Genomic DNA, 25438 nt, shown 5'->3' with positions numbered 1-25438 from the left:
TGTCGCGAAGGATTCAGTTCGTTGAACGAGCCGGCAGCGCGGCCGATGCTTGGGTATCGGCTGCGGCTTCATCCGCCGACCACCCGCCGCCCAGCGCGGCGATCAACCCCACCGCCGCCAGTTGCCGGCGCGTGTCCAGCTCCAGCATCGCGACCTTCGTATCCAGCTCGGTGGCCTGCGCCGTCACCACGTCGAGATAGCTGACGACGCCGTCCCGATAGCGCGACATCGACAGCTGCAACGTGCGTTCGGCCGCGTCGAGCGCCTCCTGCTCGCGCTCGGCTTCGTCGCCGAGGTGGTGCGCGAGTGCGAGGTTGTCTTCCACTTGGCGGCACGCGTCGAGCACCACTGCGCGGTATTTCGCGCCGTTCTCGGCCAACTGTGCGCGCGCCTGGTCGGTGAGCGCCTGGCGCCGGCCGCCGTCGAACAGCGTCAGCGCGAGGCTGGGCCCGATCGACCAGATCTCGTTCGGCGCGCTGAGCCAGTGACCGAGGCCCGAGCTCTGGTAGCCGCCGACCAGCCCGAGCGTGATGTCGGGGAAGAACGCCGCGCGTACCACGCCGATCTTCGCGTTGGCGGCGGCCATGCGCCGTTCGGCGGCCGCCACGTCGGGACGCCGCTGCAGCAGCGTCGCGGGAATGCCGGGCGGGATCGTCGGCAGATACGCCACGTTCAGGTTCGGCGTCAGCGAGAACGACGACGCCGGCACGCCCGCGAGCGTCGCGATCGAGTGTTCGTAGAGCGCGCGCCGCGCGCGTACGTCCTCGGCCGACGCGCGGGCCGAATCGAGCTGCGTTCGCGCGCGCGAGACGTCGAGGTCGGACGCGATGCCGCCTGCGTGCCGGCTCATCGTCAGGCGCAGCGCGCGCTGGTAGGTGTCGATCGTGTCGGTCAGCAGCCGTTGTTGCTGATCGAGCCCGCGCAGGCTGAAGTACGCGCTGGCGAGGCTCGCCTGCAGGCTCAGCCGCACCGACGCGAGATCGTCGGCGCTGGCCTGGGCGTCGGCGCGCCCGGCCGCGACCTCGTTGCGGACTTTCCCCCACAAGTCGAGGTCGTAGTCGAAGCCGGCGTCGAGCGTGTTGGCGCCATAGACGTTCGGCTGGTTCGAGCCGCGCAGCGGCCGCGTGGCCGATTGACGGTTGCTCGAGACCTGCGCGCCGAGGCCGATGGTCGGGAACAGCCCCGAGCGCGCCTGATCGAACAGCGCGGCCGCCTCGTCGTGGCGGGCCACGGCCGCGGCCACGTCGGGGTTGGCCACGCTTACCTGCGCTTCGAGCCGGTCGAGCACGGGATCGCGGAACGCCTTCCACCAGCCGTCGCGCGCGATGCGGTCGGCCGGCTTCGCGGCCTGCCAGCCGTCCGCTTCCTTGAAGCTGGCCGGCAGCGCCGTCTGCGGCACACGATAGGCGGGCGCGAACGAGCACGCGGACAGAAACGCGACGCCGGCGAGCAGCGCGCTGAGCCGAAGCCGGTTAGCCATGCGCACGCTCCGTATCGCGCGCGGCCGACGCGATGGCGCGGGCCGGCGCCGCGAGCCTGACCGGGTCGCCGGCCGAGAGCGAGTCGGGCGGGTTGTCGATCACGCGATCGTCCGGTGCGAGGCCGGTCGCGATCTGCACGTGTGTACCGAGGTCGGTCGCGATCGTCACGGGTTTGAACACCGCGCGATTGTCCTTGCCGACCACGGCGACCTGGAGGCCGGCCTGCCGGAAGATCAACGAGCTGGCCGGAATCGTCAACGCATGGGTGCTGTCGGCCGGCAGCGCGAAATGCACTTCGGTGTATTCGCCGGGAATCAGCTTGCCTGCAGGGTTGTCGACCATCAACTGCACGAGCAGTGTGCCGGTCGAATCGGCGATCGAGTCGTCGGTGTCGGCGAGCGTCGCACGGAAGGTCTCGCCCGGATGTTCCGGCACGGTCAGCGTGGCCGTCATGCCGGGCCGGATCGCGGCGGCCTCGCTCTGCGGCACGCTCACGTAGACGCGCATCCGGTGGATGTCGGATACGGCAAACAGCTCCGGGCCGGCGCCGCCGCCGGCCGAGATCAACTGGCCGATGTCGGTCTTGCGCGCGGTGACGACGCCGTCGAATGGCGCGACGATGCGCTTGAACGCCTCGAGCGCGTCGAGGCGTCGCACGTTGGCCTCGTTGGCGGCGACGATCGCCTGCTTGGCCGCGAGGTCGCTGGTCTTCTCGTCGGTTTCCTGCTGCGACACCGAATCCTGCGCGAGCATCCTGGTCCAGCGCGCGGCCGTGGACGCGGCAAGCTTCTCGTTGGCGAGCGCGCTCTGCAGGTCGGCGCGCGCCTGCTGCAGTTGCTGGTCGAGTTCGGGCGTATCGATCAGCCCGAGCAACTGCCCCGACTTCACGTGCGCGCCGATATCGGCGTACCACGCATGCAGGTAGCCCGACACCTGCGCGTGGATCGGCGCGCTTTCGAACGCGGACAGGTGGCCGGGCAGCACGAGCGTTGCGCCGTCTCCGCCGGTCGATGGCGTGTACGCGACCACGGTCGGCACCGCTTGTTCGGCGGACCACCGGGTCATTTCCTGTTTCGCGTGCGCGCGGCCGACGATGCCGGTCGCCACGATGCCGACCGCGATCAGCGCGGTGATCGTGGCGACGAGCTTGAGGTTGGGCAGCCGTTTCGGCGACTTGATATCGATCTCAGTGGACATGGGAAGCTCCGGACGCGGAAGGGGAGGAAGCGCGGGGCGCGTCGTGCTTCAGCGCGTCGCGCCGATGCACGAGGCTGAACACGACGGGCACGAAGAACAGCGTCGCGATCGTCGCGCACGCGAGGCCGCCGATCACGGCGCGGCCGAGCGGCGCGTTCTGCTCGCCGCCGTCGCCGAGGCCGAGCGCCATCGGCGCCATGCCGATGATCATCGCGAGCGCGGTCATCAGCACCGGGCGGAAACGCGTGAAACCGGCTTCGAGCGCGGAGGCCAGCGCGTTACCCGTTTCCGCCAGGCGCTCGCGCGCGAAACTGACGACGAGGATCGAGTTGGCGGTGGCCACGCCCATGCACAGGATCGCGCCGGTCAGCGCCGGCACCGACAGCGGCGTATGCGTGGTGAACAGCATCCACACGATGCCGGCCAGCGCCGCCGGCAGCGCCGAGACGATCACGAATGCGTCGGCCCACGAGTGGAAGTTCACGACGATCAGCAGGTAGATCAGCACGATCGCGCCCACGAGGCCGAGCAGCAGGCCGGCGAACGCGCCGTTCATGGTCTGCACCTGGCCGCGCAGCGTGACGGTCGAGCCCTTGGGCACATCCTTCGCGGTGGCCTTGACGATATCGTCGATGTCGGCCGCGACCGCGCCGAGGTCGCGCCCCTGGGTGGTCGCGTAGATGTCGAACAGCGGTTCGATGTTGTAGTGCGACACCACCGCGTTGCCGACACCCCGCGTGATCGTGGCCAGGCCGCCCAGCAGCTGGGACTGGCCGTTCGCACCGGTGACCGGCAGGTTCTGCAGCGCCGACAGCGTGGTCATCCTGTACTGCGGCGTTTGCGCGACGATCGGATAGGACACGCCGTTGCGCGGGTTGAGCCAGTAGGTCGGGTCGACCTGGCTGGTGCCGGCGAGCGTCGCGACCACCGAGTTCGTCACGTCCTGCTCGGTGATACCGAGCTGGTCGGCGCGCGTGCGGTCGACCGTCACCGTGAACTGCGGATAGGTGCTGGCCTGCTGGATGCGCGGGTCGGCGACCCCCGCGATCAGGCGCAGCTTGCGGTACAGCTCGCGCGCATAAGCGAGGTTGGCCTGCTGGTTGGGGCCGGCCACCTGCAGGTCGACCGGGGCCGGTGCGCCGAAGTTGAGGATCTGGCTGACGATGTCGGCGGGCAGGAACGAGAACGTGGTGCCCGGATAGGCGCGCGGCAGGCGTTCGCGCAGCGTGCGCACGTAGTCGGCGGTCGGCGCATGATCGCGCGACAGCGAGATCAGGATGTCGCCGTCCTGCGGCCCGAGCGTGCCGCTGTTGTTGTAGGTCAGGTTGATCCCGCTGTTCGGCAAGCCGATGTTGTCGATCACTTCGCGCAATTGCGCGGGCGGGATCACGCTACGAATCGTGTTTTCGATGCGGTCGAGCTCGGCGGCGGTTTCCTCGACACGCGTGCCGACCGGCGCGCGCACGTGCAGCGCGATCTCGCCGGAATCGATGGTCGGGAAGAAATTGCGGCCGAGCGACGGTGCGAGCAGGAAGGACGCGGCCACGATGCAGAGGAAGGCGGCGACGAACGGCTTGCGGCGCGTGAGCGCGAGGCCCAGCAGGATCCGGTACGACGCGCGCACGGACTCGAAGCGGCGCTCGAACGCACGCTGGAACCGCACCAGCGGATTGCGCGACGGCGGGACGTCGTGCGCGCCGGTGTGGCCCGCGTGCGGGTCCATCACCGCGGCCAGTTCGCCCGATGCGTGACCGGCCGACGCATGCGGCTTGAGCAGATATTGCGCGAGCATCGGCACGAAGGTGCGCGACAGCACGAACGACGACACCATCGAGAAGATCACCGCCTTGGCCATCGGCACGAACAGAAAGCGCGAGATGCCGTCGAGCATCAGCATCGGCACGAACACGATGCAGATGCACATCAGCGAGACGAGCGCCGGCATCACGATCTGTTTCGCGCCGTCGACGATCGCGGTGCGCGTGTCCTTGCCCTGTTCGAGGTGCCAGTTCACGTTCTCGATCGTCACCGTCGCATCGTCGACGAGGATCCCGACCGCGAGCGCGAGGCCGCCGAGCGTCATCACGTTCAGCGTTTCGCCGGTGGCCGCGAGCAGCGCGATCGCCGAGAGCACGGCCAGCGGGATCGACGCGGCGATGATCAGCGTCGAGCGCCACGAGCCGAGGAACAGCAGGATCATCAGCGAGGTCAGCGCGGCCGCGATGATGCCTTCGCGCGCCACGCCGCTGACGGCGCCGTTAACGAAGGTCGACTGGTCGCCCATCGTGACGAGCTTCAGGCCCGGCGGCAGCGTCTGTTCGACGAGCGGCAGCTTCGCCTTCACGCCCGCGATGATGTCGAGCGTCGATGCCGAGCCGTTCTTCAGGATGCTCATCAACACCGCGCGGTGGCCGTCCACGCGCACGATGTTGCCCTGCGGCGGGTAGCCGTCGCGCACGTGTGCGACGTCGCGGATGTAAATCGTCGTGCCGCCGACCGACTTGATCGGCAGGTCGTTCAACGCGTCGAGCGCGAGCGGGCTGTTGTTGAGCTTGATGTTGTATTCGAAGCGGCCAATCTTCTGCGTGCCGGCCGGGATGATCTGATTCTGCTGCGCGAGCGCGTGCGCGACGTCCTGCGCCGACAGCCCTTTCGATTGCAGCGCCTGCGGGTCGAGGTCGATCTGGACTTCGCGTGTCTTGCCGCCGTACGGCGTCGGAATCGCGACGCCCGGCACCGACAGCAACTGCGGCCGAATGAAGTTGACCGCGTAATCGCCCAGCTTCTGTTCGTCGAGCGTGTCGCTGGTCAGCGCGATCTGCAGCACGGGCACGGTCGACGCGTTGTAGTTGAGGATCTGCGGCGGCGTGGTGCCGGGCGGCATCTGCTTGAGCACGGTCTGCGAGATCGAGGTGACCTGCGCGGTCGCCGTGCGGATATCGACGGTCGGCTGGAAGAAGATCTTCACGATGCCGTAGCCGCGAAACGATTGCGACTCGATATGCTGGACGTCGTTGACCGTCGTGCCGAGCGTGCGCTCGTAGTAGGTGATCACGCGCCCGGACATGTCGTCCGGCTGCAATCCGGCGTAGTTCCAGACGACGCTGATCACCGGGATGCGGATGTCCGGGAAGATGTCGATCGGCGTGCGGACTGCAGCGAGCGGGCCCGCGATCAGGATCAGCAGCGCCAGTACGACGAACGTATAGGGCCGCGTGAGCGCGAGCCGGACAATTTTCAGCATGAGATGCTGCTCCGTTCAAAAGCGTCGTGAAGAAGAGCCGGATGTGCGCGCCTTCGGGAAAACACCGATGCGTATCCGACGACCGCATTCTGCGGAGCAGCCCCTAACAACGGGTCGCAAAAAAGATGAAACAAGTTTTAAGTAGCGGGCGGATTCAACCGAGCATGTAGCCCGAGCCTCGGATCGTGCGGATCAGCGGCGCCGCGCCTGGCCGGTTCACCTTCTTGCGCAGGCGGCCGATGTGCACGTCGATCAGGTTCGTACCGGGATCGAAGCGGCAGCCCCACACGGCCTCGAAGATCATCGTGCGCGTGAGTACGCGACCGGCGTTGCGCATCATGAATTCGAGTACGCGGGACTCGGTCGGCAGCAGCGCGAGCTCGCGCGCGCCCAACGTGGCGCGTCGCCGCACCAGATCGAGCGCCAGCTCGCCGGCGCGCAGCACTGTCTCGACGTGCGTGCCGCGCGGCCGCCGGCGAATCAGCACGTCGATGCGCGCGCACATTTCTTCGAGCGAGAACGGCTTGACGAGGTAGTCGTCGCCGCCTGCGCGCAGCCCCTGGATACGCTGGTCGACGTCGGCCATCGAACTCATCACGAGTACCGGCGTATCGAGGCCGACGCCTCGCATCGTTGCGAGGATCGTCAGCCCGTCGAGGTCGGGCAGCATGCGATCGAGCGTGACGACGTCGTAGTTCGCGCTCATCGCCCGGGCCATGCCGTCGCGGCCGGTGCGCGCGATGTCGATCCGGTGGCCTTCGGCACGCAGCGTGTGCGCGATGTGATCCGCGATCAGCGGATCGTCTTCGATCGTCAGGATGTGAGCCATGGCGTACGCGATCGGCGGAATCAGGCCGCGGCAAGCTGCATGGCCGTGCGCTCGGGCGTGCGATAGTGATCGACCGCGTAGTCGATGAAGCTGCGCACTTTCGTGGACAGATAATTGCGGCTCGGGTAGAGGATCGATACGCAGCGCGGCCCGCCGTTCACGTCGTAGCGTTCGAGAATCGGCACCAAGGCGCCGCGTGCGAGATCGTCGGCAACGAGCGGATGCGGCAATTGTGCGATGCCCATGTGATTGAGCGCCGCGATCCGCACCATCGTGTTGCTGGTCGACGCCAGCGCATTGCCGGTATCGATGCGAGAGCACCCGTCGACGTCCGAGAACGCCCAGTTGCGCGCGGCGCCATTCGACACGGTCAGCAGGCAGTGCGTATTCAGTTCGGCCGGCTCGACGGGCGTGCCGTGGCGCGCGAGGTAATTGGGAGAAGCGACGATCACGTCGCGAACGATCGTCAAGGTGCGCGACACGAAGGTCGAGTTGACGAGGCGGTGATCGTCGCAGAAGCATACGTCGTAGCCGCCTTCCACCATGTCGACCTGGATATCGAAGGTCGTCACGTCGAATCGCACGCGCGGATGCGCGAGGCGATACGTGGAAAGCAGTGCGCCCAGCCCGGCCGCAACCGAGGTTGCCGATGCGGCGATGCGCAGCGTACCGTGCGGGTCGCGATTGACCTGCGCGAGATTCGATTCGATCTCGTCGAGCTTCTCGATGATCGCGCGGCAGCCGTCGAGATATTCGCGGCCCGTCTCGGTGAGCGACAGGCTGCGCGTGGTCCGGTTCAACAGGCGCATGTTCAGATGTGCCTCGAGCATGCCGACGCTGCGCGTGACCGCGGCGGCCGACATGCCGAGCTGACGTGCGGCGAGGCTGAAGCTCGATAATTCGACCACACGCGTGAACACACGCATCGCTTGCAGTTGGTTCATGATCGGCGAGGAATGGATTTGCCGGAAATACGGGTGGCGCGTCCGTCTTCAGCGGGCTACGTCGACGCATCGCGCGGCGCCTGCCGGGGCGGGCAGCGAATTCATTATGGAAGGCACGCGGGTGCGGGACGCTAAAAAAACAGTGCTGGCCGGATGAAATTTCGTTTAGAAAGCGGCGGAGCCTCGACGGACGATGGCGCGGCGCATTTTCTAAAAGATTTCTAAAAAAAGATTCATGCGCGGATCACGAATCTTCAGGCGGCAGACGTGTACCGAGATCGATAATGGGATCACGTAACCGCGGCAAGGACCACAGAAATGGCACAACCGTTGAGCATCAAGATGATCGAAGAGCGCGGCAAGCTTGTCGTGTTGATGTCGATCGAGCGGGGCGCGGCAGTGCTCGATCCGGAAGACGTGGACGCAGTCATCCAGTACTTGAGCCTGTTGCGCGCGTCGATGCGGCCCGCGGTGCCGGAACGTCCGCCGCACGCGCAGCAATTCGTGACGGAGATGGATCCTTGCTGGTATGCCGAGCGCCATCCACTGGAGGGCGGCGCGGTGCTGTTGCTGCGTCATAGTGGGCTCGGCTGGGCAGGCTTCGCACTACCGCCGCGCAGCCTCGAGCGGTTGCATGGTTCGCTGACGCAGTTGCTCGAGGACGAGCAGCAAGCGATTAGCCTGCCTCACTGAATGTGCGTCGTGAACGCGCGGGCATTCGGCGCCGTCGCCACGGACCGGTTCGGCAGCAGCCCGTGCGTGAACGCCGCCGTCCGGCGCGGGCGCGCACCACGCACTATCCGCGCCCGACGAACGGCATCGCGGTCGCCATGATCGTCATGTTGAGGATGTTCGCGTCGAGCGGCAGATTCGCCATCTGGACGACCGCATTCGCGACATGCGCGACGTCCATCCGCGCCTCGGGCGCCACGCTGCCGTCCGCTTGCGGGACGCCTTGCGTCATCCGTTCGGTGAGCGCGGTGGCCGCGTTGCCGATGTCGATCTGGCCGCACGCGATGTTGTACCGGCGGCCGTCCAGCGCGAGCGACTTCGTGATCCCGGTGACCGCGTGCTTGGTGGCCGTGTACGCGATCGTATCGGGGCGCGGCGCGTGTGCCGAGATCGAGCCGTTGTTGATGATTCGGCCGCCCTGCGGCGTCTGCGTTTTCATCAGCCGCCACGCGGCCCGCGCACACAGAAAGACGCCGGTCAGGTTCGTCGCGACGACGCTGTTCCACACGTCGAGTTCGTATTCGTCGACGGAAACGACCGGGGCGTTGCGGCCGGCGTTGTTGAACAGCACATCGAGCCGGCCGAACCGTTGCGCGACCTGCGCGAACGCGTGATCGACCGAGGCTTCGGCGGTGACGTCGACGGGAAACACGTCGGCGTCGCCGCCGGCGGCGCGGATGGCGTCCTGCGTGTCGCGCAGCGACGCCTCCGTGCGTCCGAGCAGCGCGACGGTGAAGCCGGCCCGGGCGAGCGCGAGCGCCGCGGCGCGACCGATGCCGGAGCCGGCGCCCGTGACGGCGGCGAATTTCTTCGAGTCAGACATGACGGGATACCCTGCGGGTTGAGTGACGGGAGAGGTGGCCGGTCGATGCCGTCGCCACTTCGGCACTGTAGTCGAAATGCGCGATGCCCGGATTCGTGAGACATCGTGAAACGTGCTCGACGAGACAGCGGCGGCGACCATTTCTTCCGCCCGGGCGCGGCTTTCCTGCCGCGCCCGCCGGCCGTCACTTCACGCACTCCAGCGCATACTTCAACCCGTGCCCGAGCAATCCGCGCCAGACGTCCCACGTATGCCCGCCGTCGACGATGCGCAGCTCGGCCGGGTTTTGCGCACGGCGCAGATGCGTGTACAGCACGCTCGATTCCGCCTGGATCGTGAGGTCGTCGTCGCCGGCCGCGATGAACATCGGCACACGCCAGTTGCGCGCGAAATAGCCGCGCAGCAGCGCCGGATAGTTCAGCTCGTGCCACACGCGCGAATCGAACTGCCGGTCGCCGAACACGCCGACGTAGCGCGCGGCGGAATTGAGCGGCGGCTCGTTCGCATAGATCGCGGGGCTCAGCAGCATCGCGCCGCAGAACAGGCCCGGCTCGAGCAGCGAGAAGCGCAGCGCGCCGAAGCCGCCCATCGACACGCCGCCGATCGCGCGGCCCGCGCGCTGGTTCGACACCGCGAAGTGCGCTTCGACTTCGGGCAGCAGGTCGTTGAGGAATGCGCTCTGCATTTTCTCCTTGCGGTCGACGTACCAGTCGGTGCCGCCCTGCGGCATCACGATCACGACGGGCGGGATGTCGTGGCGCTCGATCAGCGTGTCGGCGGTGGCCTGCAGCCGGCCCTGCGTGATCCAGTCGTTCGCGTTGCCCGCGTTGCCGTGCAGCAGGTACATCACCGGGTAGCGGGCGCCTTCCGCGTTGTAGCCGGGCGGCAGGTAGACGGTGTACGACCAGTCGCGCTTCAGCGATGCCGAGCGGAACGTGCGCAGCACGACGCTGCTGCCCGGATTGACGGACGGCTCCGGCGCGGAGGACGGCGTCGTCGCGGTCTGGACGGCCGGCGGCGCGGTCGATACGGCCGGAGCAGGCGCCGCCGGCGGCGCGGCATGGGCGGTGGCGATGGCGCCGGCGAGCAGGGCGATGGCGAACGGAAGGGCGAGTCGGCGCATGGCGAATCGTTTCAGGAGAGGCGCCGGCTATCGTAGCAGCGGCGCATGACGGCGCGGCGCGTCATTGCCGCGAACGGAACGACAGCCGCGCGACGAGCGGCCCGTAGAGCTTGGCGACGAGATACAGCAGGCCCATCGCGACGGCGTCGGCGGTCAGGCCCAGCGGCACGTCGAGATAGCCTTCGGTCGCCTGGTAGAGCAGCGAATCGACCGCGAGCGAGATGCCGGTGCCCGCGACGAAGCACAGCAGCCCCTGCCGGCCGATCGTGCCGATCCAAGGCATCGCGTGCGCGACCTTCTTCATCCAGCCGAGGTGCACGAGCTTGGCGGCGAGCCACGCGATCGCGAGGAAGTTCACGAGCCGCAGCACGCCGAGATTCTGCTTGATCGACGGATCGGTGGGGAACGGCTCGATGCGCAGCCGGTAGTACGCGCCGGCCGCGACGATCGCGAGCGACGCGGCCGTCAGCAGCCAGCCTTGCGGCCGGGGCGAGAGCGTCTGGTAGACGGGCTGGCAGCGTGCGATCACGCCGAGCACGAACAGGAATTGCCACGCGAACGGATTGAAATCCCACGGCGCGCCTTCGACGGTCGGCAGGAAGCGCGCGACGTGCGGCGCCGCGTACCACAGCGATCCGCTGAATGCGAGCATCAGCCACGGCTGCGTGCGCGCGAGCGGCAGCGCGAGCGGGACGAGCAGCGCGAAGAACGCGTACATCGGCAGCACCGACGCAAGATACGGCTGGCGGCGGAACAGCAGGATGTCGCGCAGCGCGGCGAGCGGCTTGTGCAGCAGCCCGTCGAGATCGTTGGTCGGCATGTTCGGGCCGTCGATCGCGAACGCATTCAGCACGGCCGTGATCAGCAGCATCAGGCCGGCCGTTACGAGGAACGCGCGGTAGATCTCGAATGCACGCCGGATGAAACGCTGGCGCGCGGCGGCCTCGTCGTGCCGCTCGGCGAGCGAGTTGTACGCAATGGCGGTTGCAAAGCCGCCGAGGAACACGAATACCTCGGCCGCATCGCACAGCGCGTACGCGTGCAGCGTGACGCGCGACAGAATGCTGCCGCCGATGTGGTCGACGACGATGACGAGCAGCACGAGGCCGCGGAAGAAATCGAGCTCGGCGTAGCGGCCGGCGCGGGCCGGCGCGGTCATCGGCGCGCCTTCCGGCGCGGGCCGCGGGCACGGCCGGCGCGCGCCGCGCATGAATCGGGGTGAAGCATGACTTCGTGAAGAAATGACGAACGGATGCGCATTGTGCCACCGATGCGACGCCCATCGGGTTTACGCGGATGGCCTGCCTGTCTGCCGCTGCCGATAAGCCCGGTCAGGCTATCCGCGCAACGGGGCAGTTGGACGAGCGCAACGCTTTGCGCGCGACGACCCGCACCCGATGGACGGCAGGTTTGCGTCGTGACACCATTTTGTCCTCACGCGGCCGCACACCGCGTCGTCCGCCCTGCGGGCCACCCATACACAGACCAAACATTCGCCGGGCGTTCGGCCTGCCCGGCCCTCGGCTCCGGAGATCCGTCATGAGGAAGCACGTCATTTTTGCCGCCGCGCTCGCTGCATTCGCCGCGCCGGCCTTTGCCGAGAGCAGCGTGACGCTGTACGGCGTGATCGACGAAGGCTTCAATTACACGAACAACGTCAACGTCAATGGGGTCGGAAAGACGAATTACCAGCTCGCGAGCGGCTATGCGCAGGGCAGCCGGTGGGGCCTGAAGGGCAGCGAGGATCTCGGCGGCGGGCTGAAGGCGATCTTCACGCTGGAAAACGGGTTCGACGTGAACAACGGCCGGCTCGGCCAGGGCGGCCGCATGTTCGGCCGTCAGGCGTTCGTCGGGCTTTCCGAGTCGCGCTTCGGCACGCTGACGCTCGGCCGCCAGTACGATTCCGTCGTCGACTATCTCGCGCCGCTGACCGCGAACGGCAACTGGGGCGGCACGCTGTTCTCGCACCCGTTCGACAACGACAACACGGACAACTCGTTCCGCGTCAACAACACGGTCAAGTACGCGAGCCCCGACTGGAACGGCCTGACGTTCGGCGGCACGTACAGCTTCAGCAACGGCACCGGTTTCTCGAACAACCGCCAGTACAGCATCGGCGCGCAGTATTCGCTGGCCGGGCTGCAGGTCGCGGCCGCGTACCTGCAGGCGAACAACCCGGGCGTCGGCAGCGCGGGCGCGATCGCGGCCGACGACGCGAACTTCGTCGCCGATCGGCTGCGCATCTTCGGCGGCGGCGTCAACTACACGTTCGGCCCGGCCACGGTCGGCATCGTCTATACGAAGACCGACGTGAAGAATCCCGTGTCGACGGTCTACCTGCCGGCGTCGACGTTCGCCGGCCTCGGGCTGACCGCGACCAAGTTCCAGAACTTCGAGATCAACGGCAAGTACCAGCTCACGTCCGATTTCTACCTCGGCGCGCAGTACGTGTACACGGACGGCAAATACGATGCCGCGGCCGGCTCGTTCAAGCCGAAGTACCACACGGTCGGCCTGATGGCCGACTACAGCCTGTCGAAGCGCACCGACGTGTACCTGCAGGGCGCGTGGCAGAAGGTGGGCGGCGACAAGACGGGCACGGCGGCCGACGGCGGCTATGTCGTCGGGACCGACGGCCCGTCGGCGTCGTCGAACCAGTTCTCGGTGCGCGCCGCGATCCGCCACAAGTTCTGACCGGGCGGCGGCGCAGGGGCCGGGGCGAAGGGCCAGCCCCGGCACGGCCGCCGTCAATCCGCGCGGCCGTCGAGCGTTTCCGCGAGCCAGTCGACGAAGATCCGCACGCGCGGCGCGAGATGCCGGCCGTACGGAAACACTACCGACACGGGCAGCGGCCCGGCATTCCATTCCGGCAGCACCTCGACCAGCGAACCGTCGGCGAGCAGCGGCGCGAGCCCGTCGCGCGGCGCCTGGATCAGCCCGAGGCCCGCGACGCAGCACGCGAGATACGCCTGCGAGCTGTTGACCGACACGACGCTGCGCATCTTCACCGTGTGCATCTCGCCCGAATCCATGTCCGCATATTCCCAGTCCAGCTCGCGCCCCGTCCGGGTCGAGAAATAGCCGACCGCGACGTGGTCCGGCAGCTCGTCCGGCGAGCGCGGCGTGCCGTGGCGCGCGAGATAGGCGGGCGACGCGCAGTTGATCTGGGCCATCTCGCCGACGCGCCGCGCGACGAGCGACGTGTCGGACAGCACGCCGACCCGCACCGCGCAGTCGATGCCGTCCGCGACGAGATCGACGAAGCGATCGGTCGTGCTGATCGCGACGCGCAGATCGGGGTAGCGCGCGTGAAAATCCGGCAGCGCCGGAATCACCCGGTTCAGCGCGAAACGTTCGGGCAGGTCGACGCGGATCACGCCGCGCGGCGACGCGCCGGCATCCTCGAACAGCGTTTCCGCATCGTCGAGATCGGCCAGCAACTGCACGCAGCGCTCGTAATAGGTCGCGCCCTCGGCGGTCAGCGCGACGCGCCGCGTCGTGCGTTGCAACAGGCGGATCTTCAGGTGCTTTTCCAGATACTGGACGGCGTTGCTGACCGTCGGGCGCGGCAGTTGGAGTTGCTCGGCCGCTTTCGTGAAGCTGCCGAGATGGGCGACGCGCGCGAAGATGCGCATTGCTTGCAGATGGTCCATGCGGGCGAGGGCCTCGGCGGGAAAGGGAAAGGCTCCATTGTTAATCAGCGTCGAATGGTTTGGTGGAGCGTTTCGCGTTTATCGCGCGGCGTCGCGCGTCCAGAATCCGTTTCATCCACTCACCATTCGAAGGAAACGGACATGGACATGCGTCAACTGGGCCGCACCGGCCCGCAGGTATCGGCGATCGGGCTCGGCTGCATGGGGATGTCGGATTTGTACGGGCCGGCCGATCGCGACGAAAGCATCGCGACGCTGCACGCGGCGCTCGACCACGGGATCACGCTGCTCGATACCGGCGACTTCTACGGCATGGGCGACAACGAGATGCTGATCCGCGACGCGCTGCGCGGCCGTGTGCGCGATCAGGTGCTGATCAGCGTGAAATTCGGCGCACTGCGCGATCCGGCCGGCGGGTTTGCCGGCTACGACGCGCGGCCCGCGGCGATCCGGAACTTCGTCGCGTACTCGCTGAAGCGGCTCGGCACCGACTACCTCGACATCTACCGCCCGGCCCGCGTCGATCCGGCCGTGCCGATCGAGGAGACGGTGGGCGCGATCGCCGATCTCGTGAAGGCCGGGTACGTGCGTCATATCGGCCTGTCGGAAGCCGGCGCGGACACGATCCGCCGCGCGGCCGCCGTCGCGCCGATCGCCGATCTGCAGATCGAATACTCGTTGCTGTCGCGCGGGATCGAGGCAGAGATTCTGCCCGTATGCCGCGAGCTCGGCATCGGCGTGACGGCCTATGGCGTGCTGTCGCGCGGGTTGCTGGGCGGGCGCTGGAGCGCGGCGCGGCAGGGCGAGCGCGATTTCCGCGCGGCAAGCCCGCGCTTCCAGGGCGAGAACCTCGCGCACAACCTCGCGCTCGTCGATGCGCTGCGCGCGATCGCCGACGAGAAGGGCAGCAATCCGGCGCAGATCGCAATCGCATGGGCGCTGTCGCGCGGTGCTGACATCGTGCCGCTGGTCGGCGCCCGCAAGCGCACGCAACTGCAGGACGGTTTGCTGGCGACAGAATTGCAACTAACGGTCAATGATCTCGCTCGCATCGAAGCGGCGGTTCCCGCCGGGGCGGCTGCCGGCGAGCGCTATCCGGCCGCTCAGATGGCGCATCTCGATAGCGAGCAGGGCCGGGGGTGATTCTCGGGGCCGGATCGACCGGCCCGAAAAAACCGTCCGACGGGGGCGAGCCAGCCTCAGGCAAAACCAGATGGCGGGCGGCATGACGGGCAGGCACCATCGGCGCCGTACTCACCGGACGGAATGCGTGCCATGCAAACTCATACGCTGACGATCGTCGTGCTGGTTTTCCTGCTGGCCGGCGCGGTCAAGGGCATGATCGGACTCGGGCTGCCGACGATCGCGATGGGGCTGCTGACGCTCGCGATGCCGCCGTCGGCCGCGGCGAGCCTGCTGCTCGTGCCGTCGTTCGTCACCAACGTATGGCAGTTGGGGCTCGGCCCGTCGTTCGGCGCGTTGCTGCGCCGGCTGTGGCCGCTGCTCGCGGGCCTGACGGTCGGCACGCTGGCGGGCGGACTGCCGGCGCTCGCGGCCGGCAGCACGTGGACGCATGCGGCGCTCGGCGTGGTCCTCGTGCTTTATGGGCTGTGGGGGCTGGCGGCTGCGCGGCTGCCCGCGCCGGGCCGTCACGAAAAATGGCTGTCGGCCGTGGTCGGCTACCTGACGGGCGTCGTGACGGCCGCGACCGGCGTGTTCGTCGTACCGGCCGTGCCGTACCTGCAGGCGCTGCGGCTGTCGAAGGACGATCTGATCCAGGCGCTCGGGCTGTCGTTCACCGCGTCGACGATCGTGCTCGGCCTGCAGTTGCGCATGACGGGCGCACTGCAGACGGTCGATCTCGGCGTGTCGGCGCTCGCGCTCGTGCCCGCCCTGGCTGGAATGGCCGGCGGGCAATACGCGCGGCGCGTGATGAGCGAGAAGACGTTCAAGCGCTGTTTCTTCGTCGGGCTGATTGCGCTCGGCGCGTATATGGCGGGGTCGGGCTGGTGGTGAGCGCGCGTGTGGCCGCCGAATGATCCCGAAGCCGGTTTCGGCAACCGCCTTCGGGATCGCGGTCGCGCCGCTTACGCCGGATCGCTTACGCCGGATCGGCGTACCTCAGCGTCCATCCGACCGTGCGGGTCGCGCCCGCGCCGAGTGCGAACGGCTTCGTCGTGCAGGCGAAGTTCGAATGCAACTGCCCGATCGGCGTCGTCGACAGCGGATTCGTCGTGCCGTTTGCGGTGTCGAAGGCGGACAGCGCGCAGTTGTCGAACCCGGATGCCGCATAGCCGGTCGCGGCGCTGTTCGCGTACGTCACCGACACGCCGTCCCCGTTGGCCCGCGTCGACGCGAAATCCGCGAACGACGTGAAGTCCGTTTCGACCGCGAGGGTGCCCGCGAGCGTGCCCGAACTGAGCGTATCGCTGCGCGAGACCATGCCGTGCGCGAACGTCAGCACCGTGTGCACCTGCAGGTCGAGATCCGTCGTGTAAGCGGCGTTCTTCGACGCAAGGCGGAACTTCGTCGTATCGAAGGACACGATCACCTGGCCGTTGCTTTGCTGCACGTTCAGGTTCTTGTAGTACGTGACGGGGATGTAGGTCTTCGCGTTGTACGTCACCTGCGGGAGCAGCAGCGCATAGCCGAGGTCGGTCGTGCCGTAGATCAGCTTGTCGGAGAACGGCACCGGGTAATACGGCGTATACGAGTTGTAGTCGGGCGCCTGGCTGAGGTTCAGGTTGATCACGCGCCGGCCGTCGCGCACGGTGAGCAGCGCGGCGCTGTACGGATGCGCGGCGTCGCCCGGCTGGTTGTACCAGGTGAGCGTGTAGTGCGGCAGCGCGTCGAGCCACGCGCGGTAGTCCGCGTCGGCCATCGGCGCCTGACCGCCGAAGCCGAGCTTGTTCCACCACGCGTTCACGTACAGGTACTGGTGCAGCAGGCTGAAGTTCTCGCCCATCACGCGCGGCTTGCCGCGATACGCGTCGGTGCCGCGGCCCTTGACCCACATGTTGACCGATGGCGTCGGCAGCGACGGGTCGTACCAGTACGTGTCGAAACGACGCGCGGCCTGGTAGATGAATGCATACGCAACCTGTTTCTCGCGATCGGTCAGCACGCCGGCATTGGCCGCGGCCGTCAGTACCTCCATGAACGCGGAATCGCCGTACGGGCCGATCGAGCGGCCGTAGTTGAAGCCCTGGCCGTCGGCGTTCAGCTGCGGCAGGATCAGGTCGACCGACTTGCGCAGATAACCCTTCAGTTCCGGCGTGAGATTCGCTTCGTTGCCCATTTCGAACGTGCGCTCGACCACTTCGCCGATCAGCAACGTGCTATAGCGGTCGAAGCGCGCCTGATCGTAGTAGGTCGTGTGCGTGTTCGATGCTTCGTCGGAGAAGCCACCCGACGAGTCGTTGCGGATGTGGTTCGTCAGCGTGTACAGCAGCGCGTCGCGCGCGCTCATCGTCGCGACCGCCGGATCGGTCTTCGACGCGAACGACGGGCTGCTCCAGCCGAGCTTCTGGCGCAGTCCGGCGATTCCGTAGGACACCGCATAGTAGTTCTGCGCGGTGTTGAGCGACGCGATGTCGATCGGCGTGCCGGCGGCCGGGCACGTCGTGGTCTTGCCGCTCGCGTCGGGGCCGAACATGTCGCAGAAGGTGAGGCGCTGCTGCAGCGTCGCGAGCATCGCATCGCTGAAGACTTCGTTGAGCATCCCGTGCGCCTTCAGGTTGTTCAGCGCGACGAGGTAGTAGTACTCGCCCCACGACGTGTTCGCATACGTGTAGTTGCTGCCCGATTGCGCCATCATCGCGGTCGTGATCGTCTGGTACGTCGCGAGGTAGCTCGCGTATTGCGGGTCGTTCTTCGACTTCATGTCGATCAGGATGTACGACAGGCCGAGCGCGAGCTTGCCGGGCAGGAATTTGTCGCCGGTATTCGTGTCGAGCACGTGGACGGGCGTGCCGTCGCCGAGATCCATCACGACCTGCGTGAAGTCGGGCGATTTCCGGATCAGATCGAACAGCGCACGCATCTGCCCCATCATCGTGAGCGGAACGTTCGTGCCGGCCGGCACGCTGGTGTCGGGCGCGCCATAGACGAGCGCCTGCAGCGAGTTCGATGCGAGCGCGGGCGGGGTGGACGGCGGGGGCGACGGCGGCGTGTCGGTCACGTCGTTGCCGCCGCACGCGCTGACGAGCACGACGGAAAGGGCGCTGAGCGCGGCGCCGAGCGCGAATCTGCTGCGCTGATACATGGTGTCTCCGGTTTTGAATAGTGGTGAAGGACGGGCACGTGTGGCCGATGCCGCGCTCGATGCCCGTACCCGGCTTCCGCCTGCAACCCTGATCCCTGAAGACGGACGGCCTGAATCACAAATCGAGCGGGCAAGCGTTTCCCCTGCGCGGGCCGAGACCGGCGTCGCACTTCGGTATTGGAAAACGTTTTCCAAATTTAGGCATCGATCGGCGCGATGTCAATGAACTTTCTCGTCGGAGACGCCGGTAGAAACCCGAATGGCGGGAGCGGAGGAGGCGGAATGGAATCGGGATTACACGAAATCGTCGGGATTTTTCTTGATGATCGCGTGTTCACCGCGCGCGATGAACCGGCTTGGGCGCGGCGGAAGCGCGCATCGCATGGAAAGGGGTTCTCGATGGATGACGAGAGAAAACGTTATCCATAAGAATCGAAATGCATTGAGCCGCCGCTGCCCACCGGCCGCCGCAGGCGACGCCCCCGCTTCGACGACGTTCAAAGCTGCTTTTCGATCGCCGCCTTGTCGATCACCGACCACACCTGGCGGATCTTGCCTTCGTGAAACTCGTAGAACACGTTTTCGGCGAACGTGACCTTGCGGCCGTCGACGGCGAGCCCCATGAACGTCCCTTTCGGCGAACACGCGAAGCGCAGGCGGCACGCGACGTGCGGCGGGTCGCACGCGAGCAAGCGGATCTCGAAACGGAGATCGGGGATGTCGCGGAAGTCCTGTTCCAGCATCGCGCGGTAACCGGCGAGGCCGAGCGGCCGGTCGTTGTGGATCACGTCGCCGGACACGTACTCGCCGAGCGCCGCCCAGTCCTGCCGGTTCAGGCAGTCGATATACGCGCGATAACGGGTTGCGAGATCGATATCGGTCATGGCGATGTCTCCGTATGTCGATGGGGCGAGTCGAGTGCGGCGCGCGTCACCGCGGCGGCGCGTCGCCCGACAAAAACGCGACGAACTCGCGCGTGTACTTCGGCAGTGCATCGAACGACCGCGCGCAGAGCGTCAGTTTCCGATGGCTCCACGGATCGGACAGTTCGACGAGCCGCACGTCCATCGTCTGCATCGCGCGCTCGGCCGCGTGCCGCGACACGATGCCGATGCCCACGCCGCTCGCGATCACGCGGCAGATCGCGTCGAAGCTCTTCAACTGCACGCGATAGCGGATCCGTTTGCCGAGCGCGCGCGCCTGGTCGGCCAGATGCACTTGCAGCGCGCTGCCGTCGGTGAGGCCGATGAAGTCTTCGCCGGCGATGTCGTCGAACGCGACCTTGTCGCGCGACGCGAGCGGATGCGCGGCCGGCGCGACGACGATCAGCCAGTCTTCGCGGAACGGCTTCTGTTCGAGTCCGCCGAGCCCGACCGAATCGGCGACGATGCCGACCTCGGCCGTCTTGTTGCGGATCGCATGCACGATCTCCTGGCTCGAGCGCTCTTCGACGCTGATCGACAGCTTCGGGTGGTGCGGCAGGTACTCGGCCAGTGCGTCCGGCAGGTATTCGCTCAGCGACGCGGTGTTGCACAGCAGCCGGATATGGCCGCGCAGCCCCTGGCCGTATTGCTGCAGCTCGCCGCGCATGTGATCGATCTGCTGCAGCACGGTGCGTGCGTGATGTTCGAGCGCGCGGCCCGCATCGGTCGCCTGCGCGCCCGACTTGGTCCGGTGCAGCAGCGGCACGCCGAGTTCGTCCTCCATCCCGCGAATGCGTTCGCTCGCCGCCTGCAGCGTGATGTGCGTTCGTTCGGCGCCGCTCGTGATCGTGCCGGCTTCGCAGATATTGAGGAAAAGCCGCAGGTCGGTCAGGTCGAAGCGCATGATGGGCGAAGCGATGGGTGAGAGTGGTCGATAAGTTAGCAGGAACCGCCGCGCCGGTCTCAGGGGCCGCCTGAGACCCGGTTCGCCGCTTCCGCATTTTCGGGGCGCGATCGATGGCCGATGATGGACGCACATCCGTCGGGGAGCCTGTCATGCAGACCGATTCGTCCTGGGGCGTGTCGTTCAAGATCGCGTTGCACCTGCTGTTCCTGTGCATCGGCATCGCATGGGCGTGTGCCGAATTCGTCGCATGGTTGCGGTGAATGGCGTGCTCGTGCCTATTGAAACATTCTGGCCATAGTTTTTAACAACGAAAATTCTTCCGTTTTTCAGCGAAAAGACCATCAAGTTTTTCCGGATCGGACCGTATTACCGGTAGCGAATGCCGGCCGGCATCCGGTCCGTGATCGTTTGTCATCATTGTTTGCATCCGGTTACACGTCGGCCGTTCCGTTTTTGAGATGCTTGAAAGATTGTCAAACCGGAGTCGGATCGTCCATGAAAACGCGCGAGATTCACCGCAAGGCGGCGTGGCTGTCGGGCCTGGCCGCCGTGCTCGTCATGGCCGGTTGTGCAAGTAACCCGTCCGTTCCGCCGAGCGACACGCTGGCGGGGCAGCCTTCCGATTCGAGCCCGCCTGCCGCGCCGTCGGCCGCCACGATGCCGCCTGCGCCGATTCTCGTCGCGCAAAAGTACGTCGTGAAACGCGGCGACACGCTGACGGGCATCGCATCCGTGAACGGTTGCAGCGTGGCCGACTTGCGCACCTGGAACAAGCTGACCGCCAACGGCAGGCTGCGCATGGGGCAGGTGCTGCGCATCGTCAAGCAGCAGCCGCTGCCGCCCGCGCGCGCGGCGGACACGCAGGCCGTGGCGGGCAATGGCGCGGTGGGTAACCAGGCCACCGCGCAGGCCAATTCGCAAGCCGCCGCGTCGACCGCGAGCGATCGCGAGGTCGTCAAGGAAACCAGGCGTCATGCGGGCCGCGTCGCGCTCAAGTGGCCCGCAACGGGCAAGATCGTCGAAGGGTTCCGGCCCGGGCAGAACCGCGGCATTCAGATCGCCGGCCGGCCGGGCGACCCGGTTCGCGCCGCAGCCGACGGCCGCGTGATGTATGCGGGCACCGGCCTGAACGATTACGGCAGCCTGATCATCGTCCAGCACAACGCCGATTTCCTGACTGCCTATGCGCACAACCGCAAGTTGCTCGTGAAGACGGGCGACATCGTGCATCAGGGCGATGCGATCGCCGAGATGGGCGATCTCGACAATTCGCGCGTCGCGCTGCTGTTCGAGGTGCGACGCGACGGCAAGCCGGTGAATCCGATGCCGTATCTGCCTTCGTTGCAAGGGTGAAGCGCGGCCGTTTCGCTGGAACGCGACGGCGGTCGCTGCTACGCTAGGGTCTGTTCATTCGAATCCCGCCTTCGCGCGGGGCCGACGGGCGTCTTTCGGGGATGCGCGGCGAATGCCGTCGCGGGCCGGCCGTCGGCGTGAGCGGTCGCGCGTCGCCGAGGCGCGGCCGCGTTGCTTCGAGCCACCGTTCCGACAGAACAGATCGCATTCATGGAATACTCTCCGACACGCCGCTCGCTGTTGCTCGCCGCCGTTGCCGCGCCGTTCGTTGCCGCATGCACGTCCGCGCCGGTCGCCGACCAGGGGCGCGCCCACACCGCACAAGCCGAACTCGCCGCGCTCGAAAAAGCATCGAACGGGCGACTCGGCGTCGCCGCGCTCGATACGTCGAACGGCGTGCGCATCGCGCACCATGCGCGCGAGCGCTTCCCGCTGTGCGGCACGTATGCGGTCATGGCGGCCGCCGCGATGCTCGCGCGCGGTTCGCTCGACGCATCGCTGCTGCCGCGCCGCATCCTGTACCGCCGCTATGAAATCGTGTCCGGCTCGCCGATTACGGAAAGCCATGTCGACACCGGCATGACGATCGCGCAGCTGTGCGCGGCGATGCTGCAGTCGGGCGACAAGGGCGCGGGCAACCTGCTGATGGGCGTGCTCGGCGGCCCGCAGGCCGTCACGGCGTTCGCGCGCGAAAGCGGCGACACCACCTTCCGCCTCGATCACTGGGAACCCGAACTGAACAAGGCGACGCCCGGCGACGAGCGCGACACGTCGACGCCGGTCGCAATGGTCGACACGCTGCAGCGGTTACTGCTCGGCGACGCGCTGCGCGAGCCGCAGCGCGCGCAACTGACGGAATGGATGGTCGGCGGCGCACGCGGGGCGACCGGCATCGCGGCGGGCGTGCCGCCCGGCTGGCGCGTTGCCGACAAGGCCGGCACCGGCGGCTTCGGTACGACGACGGACATCGCGGTGCTGTGGCCGCCGTCGCGCGCACCGATCGTGATGGCCGTGTCGTTCACGCAGCCGGAGGCCGCCGCCGCCGCGCGCGCGGATGTCGTCGCAGCGGCGGCGCGCATCGCGTCAGGCGCGCTGACCGCGACGGCCTGAGCATCCAGCATCTCGCGCAAAGCCGGCGTTTGGCTTATCGTGTCGAACAGCACGCGCCGGCATCGGCGCGCGGCCCTTCCGCGCCGTTTTCCTCGCCGTTTCCTGTTTTCCGTTCGCCATGCGCCGACTTCCGCCCCTGCACGCGCTGCAGATCTTCTCGACGGTGGCCCGCCACCGCAGCTTCACGCGTGCGGCCGAACAGCTGTGTCTCACTCAGGGCGCCGTGAGCCGGCAGATCCAGACGCTCGAGGCGCATTACGGCTTTCCGCTGTTCAAGCGGCATGCGAAGGGCCTCACGCTGACGGCCGAGGGCGAGCAGTTGTTGCCGGTGGTCGACGAGAGCTTCGCGCGCATCGAGGACATCTCGATGAAGCTCACGCGGCAGCGCACCGATCTCGCGCTGAAGGTGCCGACCTGCGTGATCCGCTGGATGCTGCCGCGCATCATGCGCTTCCAGGGCGAGCATCCCGATCTCCACGTGCAGATTACGACCGCGTGGCAGCACGTCGTCGATTTTTCGAGCGAGCCGTTCGACGCGGCAATCGTCTACGGGACGTCGCCGGGCCCGGGCGTCGTCGCACTGCCGCTGTTCGACGAACGGCTGACGCCCGTCTGCGCACCCGAATTGCGACAAACCGCGCCGCTCGATGCGACCGGCGATCTTGCGCGCCATACGCTGCTGCATCCCACGCGCGACCATCGCGACTGGCGTGCATGGCTCGATCATGCGGGCGAGCGCCGTGTGGATCCCGCGCGCGGGCCGACGTTCGACACGCTCGATCTCGCGACGAACGCGGCGATGCAGGGGTTCGGCGTCGCGATCGGCGACGTGACGCTCGTCGATGAGGACGTCAGTGCGCGCCGGCTAGAACGGCCGTTCGACGTCGTGCTCGAGACCGGCGCGCGTTACTACTTCGTCTATCCGGAGAGCCTCGGCAGCCAGCAGAAGATCCGCGCGTTCAGCGACTGGATCGCCTGCCATCGCGACTGACCGGCGATCGCACGCGCCCGACCGCGGCGCGAAACCGCACCATGCCGCACCGGCGCCGGGCGTTACTGATACGTGACGACGGCGATCATCGGCGCCTGATCGTTGCCCGGACGGTTCGGTAAAACGATTGCGCGAGAGGCCTGGGTAAAGGTCGTGGTCTTCACGGCCCGCATGCTCGCCGCGTCGACGAACGCGATCTGTCCGGTCGCGGGGCGCGGGCAGTCGGCGCGCACGTGCGCGGGCGCGGTGCCGGTGGCGTCGAGCGCGAACGAGCACGGCGGCTCGACGATCATGCCGGTGAAGTAGATGATGCCGGACGTGCCGGCGGCAAATGAAGAGGACGTGGCCAGAAGCGAGGCAGCCAGGGCGAACGAGGCGGCGAACAGGCGATGCTTCATGACAGGCTCCAGAGAGGAAGCGCGTCGCAGCGAGGCCGCTCGAATGGCAGTCCGTCAACGCTGCGGTGCTGAATGCGTAAACGGCAACTTCATCGAACCTCTTGAATGAAAATCCGGAAATAGCGGGAATACGCACACGACGGCGTATTCCTTCAATCAATTTATCTCAAATTTGTGCGGGCGCAAGGCAGGGTATGGCCGGAGGCGGAAGCTGGTAGAAGACCGTCGCCCGATGCCGATCTCGAACGCAAATCGCGGTGGAGTCGGCCAATCGGCGCGCTCGCGAATTTGCGGGAACCAGGGGAAACGGTCGCTCAATCGAGCGGCCGTCCGATATCGATCTCGAGCCCGGCGTCTGCCTGTTGCTTCACGTATCTCGCAATGGCGTTTTTCGCGGGTAGCGAGGGCTGTCGTCGGTCAGGCGGCGACCGGGATCAGCGAGCGTTCGCGATCGGGGCGTGCGCGTCCCGCCCGCGAACGCCGGCCCGGCCGACGCGCCGGACATCATTGATAGTCGAGCAGCACCTGGGCTGCGGCGCGCACCGAACCGCCCTTGACGGTTGCGTCGGTCTGGATGTACGACGCGCGCAGCGGAATCGACGGCGAACCGCCCGTGTTCTTGTTGTAGCCGGTCACGGGGATCGATTGCTGGAACGGCAATGGATTTCCCGTCGTGCCGTCGGCGATCTGGACGCCGACGCCGGCGGCGGTCGATCCCGGGCGCAGTTGCAGTGTGCCGGGGCTACCGGTAACGGCACCATCCAGAGGCGAAAGCTGATAGCCGATCCGGTTGTAGCCGGGCGGGCAGTTGTTCAGGCGCAGCTGGAAATCGACCGTGCCGGTGGTCGAGCCGACGCCTTTGAACGCGTTTTGCTGAACCGGCGGCAGCGTGACGGTCTGGTCGGGTACCGAGCAGGTGCCGTTGATGAAGCTGACTTTCGTGGCCAGGTAGACGAACGTTTCGTCACCCAGGAGGCCGGATCTGTAGCTGATCTGATAGTAGCTGTTGACTGCGCCCGGACTCAATGCTCCGCTTTCGGGGGCACGGCCGTCGCGGAACAGTTGAATTTCGACTGCGTTGCGCACCGTCGTCCTGAGAGACGAGGTGACCGGCGTGCCGTCGACGAGCATGCGGGTCGACAAGCCGGAGACGTTCGTCAGCAGATCCGGGCCTTTGGCGAACGACCAGATCGAACCTTTCTCGGAGAGGACGACGCCCGTGATCGTGCACGAGTCCTTTCCGCAAAATTCCTCGGGCGAGTAATACTGGCGCGCCACGATCGTGCCCGATACGGCGTTCGACGGAATCGAGACGGACGTTTGTCCGAATGCGTACAACAAGCGCGCGACCGCCGGCTCAGGTGCGAACCATGCGGCCGATGCCAATAGAATCGCAGCGGGCACGAACGCCGATCGATCGCGTCGAGTCGGTACGTCCGATCGAGAAATGTTACGCATGCTCCCTC

Annotated in this window: 22 protein-coding genes; 7 read left to right on the top strand and 15 right to left on the bottom strand. The window is 67.0% G+C overall.

What is annotated here, in order from left to right; all coding sequences use genetic code 11:
• Positions 1-13: 13 nt before the first annotated feature.
• The 5 genes from WT24_RS05850 to WT24_RS05830 all read right to left on the bottom strand — a co-directional run bounded on the left by WT24_RS05850 (position 14) and on the right by WT24_RS05830 (position 7695).
• Positions 14-1480: an efflux transporter outer membrane subunit gene (locus WT24_RS05850; RefSeq protein ID WP_060031833.1), complete on the bottom strand. Its 1467-nt coding sequence runs from the start codon at positions 1478-1480 to the stop codon at positions 14-16.
• Positions 1473-2678 (bottom strand): efflux RND transporter periplasmic adaptor subunit, encoded by a 1206-nt coding sequence (locus WT24_RS05845; protein ID WP_060031830.1) that lies wholly within the window; start codon positions 2676-2678, stop codon positions 1473-1475. The genes WT24_RS05850 and WT24_RS05845 overlap by 8 nt, the downstream gene beginning before the upstream one ends.
• Entirely contained in the window at positions 2668-5922 is a 3255-nt protein-coding gene (locus WT24_RS05840) for an efflux RND transporter permease subunit (RefSeq protein WP_060031827.1), read from the bottom strand. The genes WT24_RS05845 and WT24_RS05840 overlap by 11 nt, the downstream gene beginning before the upstream one ends.
• A gap of 154 nt (positions 5923-6076) precedes the next feature.
• Positions 6077-6751, bottom strand: a complete 675-nt coding sequence (locus tag WT24_RS05835) for a response regulator transcription factor (RefSeq protein WP_059500288.1) — start codon at positions 6749-6751, stop codon at positions 6077-6079.
• Between the two features lie 20 nt (positions 6752-6771).
• Entirely contained in the window at positions 6772-7695 is a 924-nt protein-coding gene (locus tag WT24_RS05830) for a LysR family transcriptional regulator (protein ID WP_060031824.1), read from the bottom strand.
• Between the two features lie 318 nt (positions 7696-8013).
• Here WT24_RS05830 and WT24_RS05825 point away from each other — a divergent pair, with 318 nt between their 5' ends.
• A complete protein-coding gene (locus WT24_RS05825) occupies positions 8014-8388 on the top strand; it encodes a hypothetical protein (RefSeq protein ID WP_060031821.1) in 375 nt (124 codons plus the stop codon).
• 103 nt (positions 8389-8491) lie between these two features.
• Here the strand turns inward: WT24_RS05825 and WT24_RS05820 are convergent, their stop codons facing one another.
• The 3 genes from WT24_RS05820 to WT24_RS05810 all read right to left on the bottom strand — a co-directional run bounded on the left by WT24_RS05820 (position 8492) and on the right by WT24_RS05810 (position 11532).
• The gene (locus tag WT24_RS05820; RefSeq protein WP_060031818.1) at positions 8492-9250 is read right to left on the bottom strand and encodes an SDR family oxidoreductase; all 759 of its coding nucleotides are present in this window, start codon (positions 9248-9250) and stop codon (positions 8492-8494) included.
• 184 nt (positions 9251-9434) lie between these two features.
• Positions 9435-10373, bottom strand: a complete 939-nt coding sequence (locus WT24_RS05815; protein WP_060031815.1) for an esterase family protein — start codon at positions 10371-10373, stop codon at positions 9435-9437.
• A 61-nt stretch (positions 10374-10434) separates the two neighbouring features.
• Positions 10435-11532, bottom strand: coding sequence for an OpgC domain-containing protein (locus WT24_RS05810; RefSeq protein WP_059500368.1), 1098 nt, complete (start codon positions 11530-11532; stop codon positions 10435-10437).
• Between the two features lie 380 nt (positions 11533-11912).
• On the opposite strand from WT24_RS05810, the gene WT24_RS05805 reads away from it, so the two are divergent.
• Complete coding sequence (locus tag WT24_RS05805; protein WP_059500293.1) at positions 11913-13067, top strand: porin; 1155 nt, start codon at positions 11913-11915, stop codon at positions 13065-13067.
• Between the two features lie 53 nt (positions 13068-13120).
• Here the strand turns inward: WT24_RS05805 and WT24_RS05800 are convergent, their stop codons facing one another.
• Positions 13121-14026, bottom strand: coding sequence for a LysR family transcriptional regulator (locus tag WT24_RS05800; protein ID WP_060031812.1), 906 nt, complete (start codon positions 14024-14026; stop codon positions 13121-13123).
• Positions 14027-14167: 141 nt separating this feature from the next.
• Between WT24_RS05800 and WT24_RS05795 the strand changes: the two genes are divergently transcribed.
• Positions 14168-15169: an aldo/keto reductase gene (locus WT24_RS05795; RefSeq protein WP_060031809.1), complete on the top strand. Its 1002-nt coding sequence runs from the start codon at positions 14168-14170 to the stop codon at positions 15167-15169.
• A 132-nt stretch (positions 15170-15301) separates the two neighbouring features.
• Complete coding sequence (locus WT24_RS05790) at positions 15302-16042, top strand: sulfite exporter TauE/SafE family protein (RefSeq protein ID WP_060031806.1); 741 nt, start codon at positions 15302-15304, stop codon at positions 16040-16042.
• Between the two features lie 85 nt (positions 16043-16127).
• On the opposite strand, the gene WT24_RS05785 is transcribed toward WT24_RS05790, so the two are convergent.
• The 4 genes from WT24_RS05785 to WT24_RS05775 form a co-directional block, all read right to left on the bottom strand.
• On the bottom strand, positions 16128-18290 hold the full coding sequence (locus WT24_RS05785; protein ID WP_060031803.1) for a hypothetical protein: 2163 nt from the start codon (positions 18288-18290) through the stop codon (positions 16128-16130).
• Positions 18291-18584: 294 nt separating this feature from the next.
• Complete coding sequence (locus WT24_RS34195; RefSeq protein ID WP_156441755.1) at positions 18585-18791, bottom strand: hypothetical protein; 207 nt, start codon at positions 18789-18791, stop codon at positions 18585-18587.
• Positions 18788-19174 (bottom strand): ester cyclase, encoded by a 387-nt coding sequence (locus tag WT24_RS05780; protein WP_059500298.1) that lies wholly within the window; start codon positions 19172-19174, stop codon positions 18788-18790. The genes WT24_RS34195 and WT24_RS05780 overlap by 4 nt, the downstream gene beginning before the upstream one ends.
• 46 nt (positions 19175-19220) lie before the next feature.
• Positions 19221-20117, bottom strand: a complete 897-nt coding sequence (locus WT24_RS05775) for a LysR family transcriptional regulator (protein WP_059500299.1) — start codon at positions 20115-20117, stop codon at positions 19221-19223.
• Positions 20118-20615: 498 nt separating this feature from the next.
• Between WT24_RS05775 and WT24_RS05770 the strand changes: the two genes are divergently transcribed.
• The 3 genes from WT24_RS05770 to WT24_RS05760 all read left to right on the top strand — a co-directional run bounded on the left by WT24_RS05770 (position 20616) and on the right by WT24_RS05760 (position 23574).
• On the top strand, positions 20616-21473 hold the full coding sequence (locus WT24_RS05770; RefSeq protein WP_060031800.1) for a peptidoglycan DD-metalloendopeptidase family protein: 858 nt from the start codon (positions 20616-20618) through the stop codon (positions 21471-21473).
• Between the two features lie 210 nt (positions 21474-21683).
• The gene (gene bla / locus WT24_RS05765) at positions 21684-22583 is read left to right on the top strand and encodes a class A beta-lactamase (protein WP_059500301.1); all 900 of its coding nucleotides are present in this window, start codon (positions 21684-21686) and stop codon (positions 22581-22583) included.
• A 118-nt stretch (positions 22584-22701) separates the two neighbouring features.
• A complete protein-coding gene (locus WT24_RS05760) occupies positions 22702-23574 on the top strand; it encodes a LysR substrate-binding domain-containing protein (RefSeq protein ID WP_059500302.1) in 873 nt (290 codons plus the stop codon).
• Between the two features lie 62 nt (positions 23575-23636).
• On the opposite strand, the gene WT24_RS05755 is transcribed toward WT24_RS05760, so the two are convergent.
• Positions 23637-23972: a hypothetical protein gene (locus WT24_RS05755; protein WP_059500303.1), complete on the bottom strand. Its 336-nt coding sequence runs from the start codon at positions 23970-23972 to the stop codon at positions 23637-23639.
• Positions 23973-24476: 504 nt separating this feature from the next.
• Positions 24477-25430, bottom strand: coding sequence for a fimbrial protein (locus WT24_RS05750; protein WP_257127433.1), 954 nt, complete (start codon positions 25428-25430; stop codon positions 24477-24479).
• Positions 25431-25438: the final 8 nt, after the last annotated feature.

This window comes from Burkholderia sp. MSMB1078WGS (genome assembly GCF_001528895.1).
Classification (GTDB): domain Bacteria; phylum Pseudomonadota; class Gammaproteobacteria; order Burkholderiales; family Burkholderiaceae; genus Burkholderia.
Note: the sequence above shows the minus strand (reverse complement) of the source record. Positions and strands in the feature narration are given on the sequence as shown.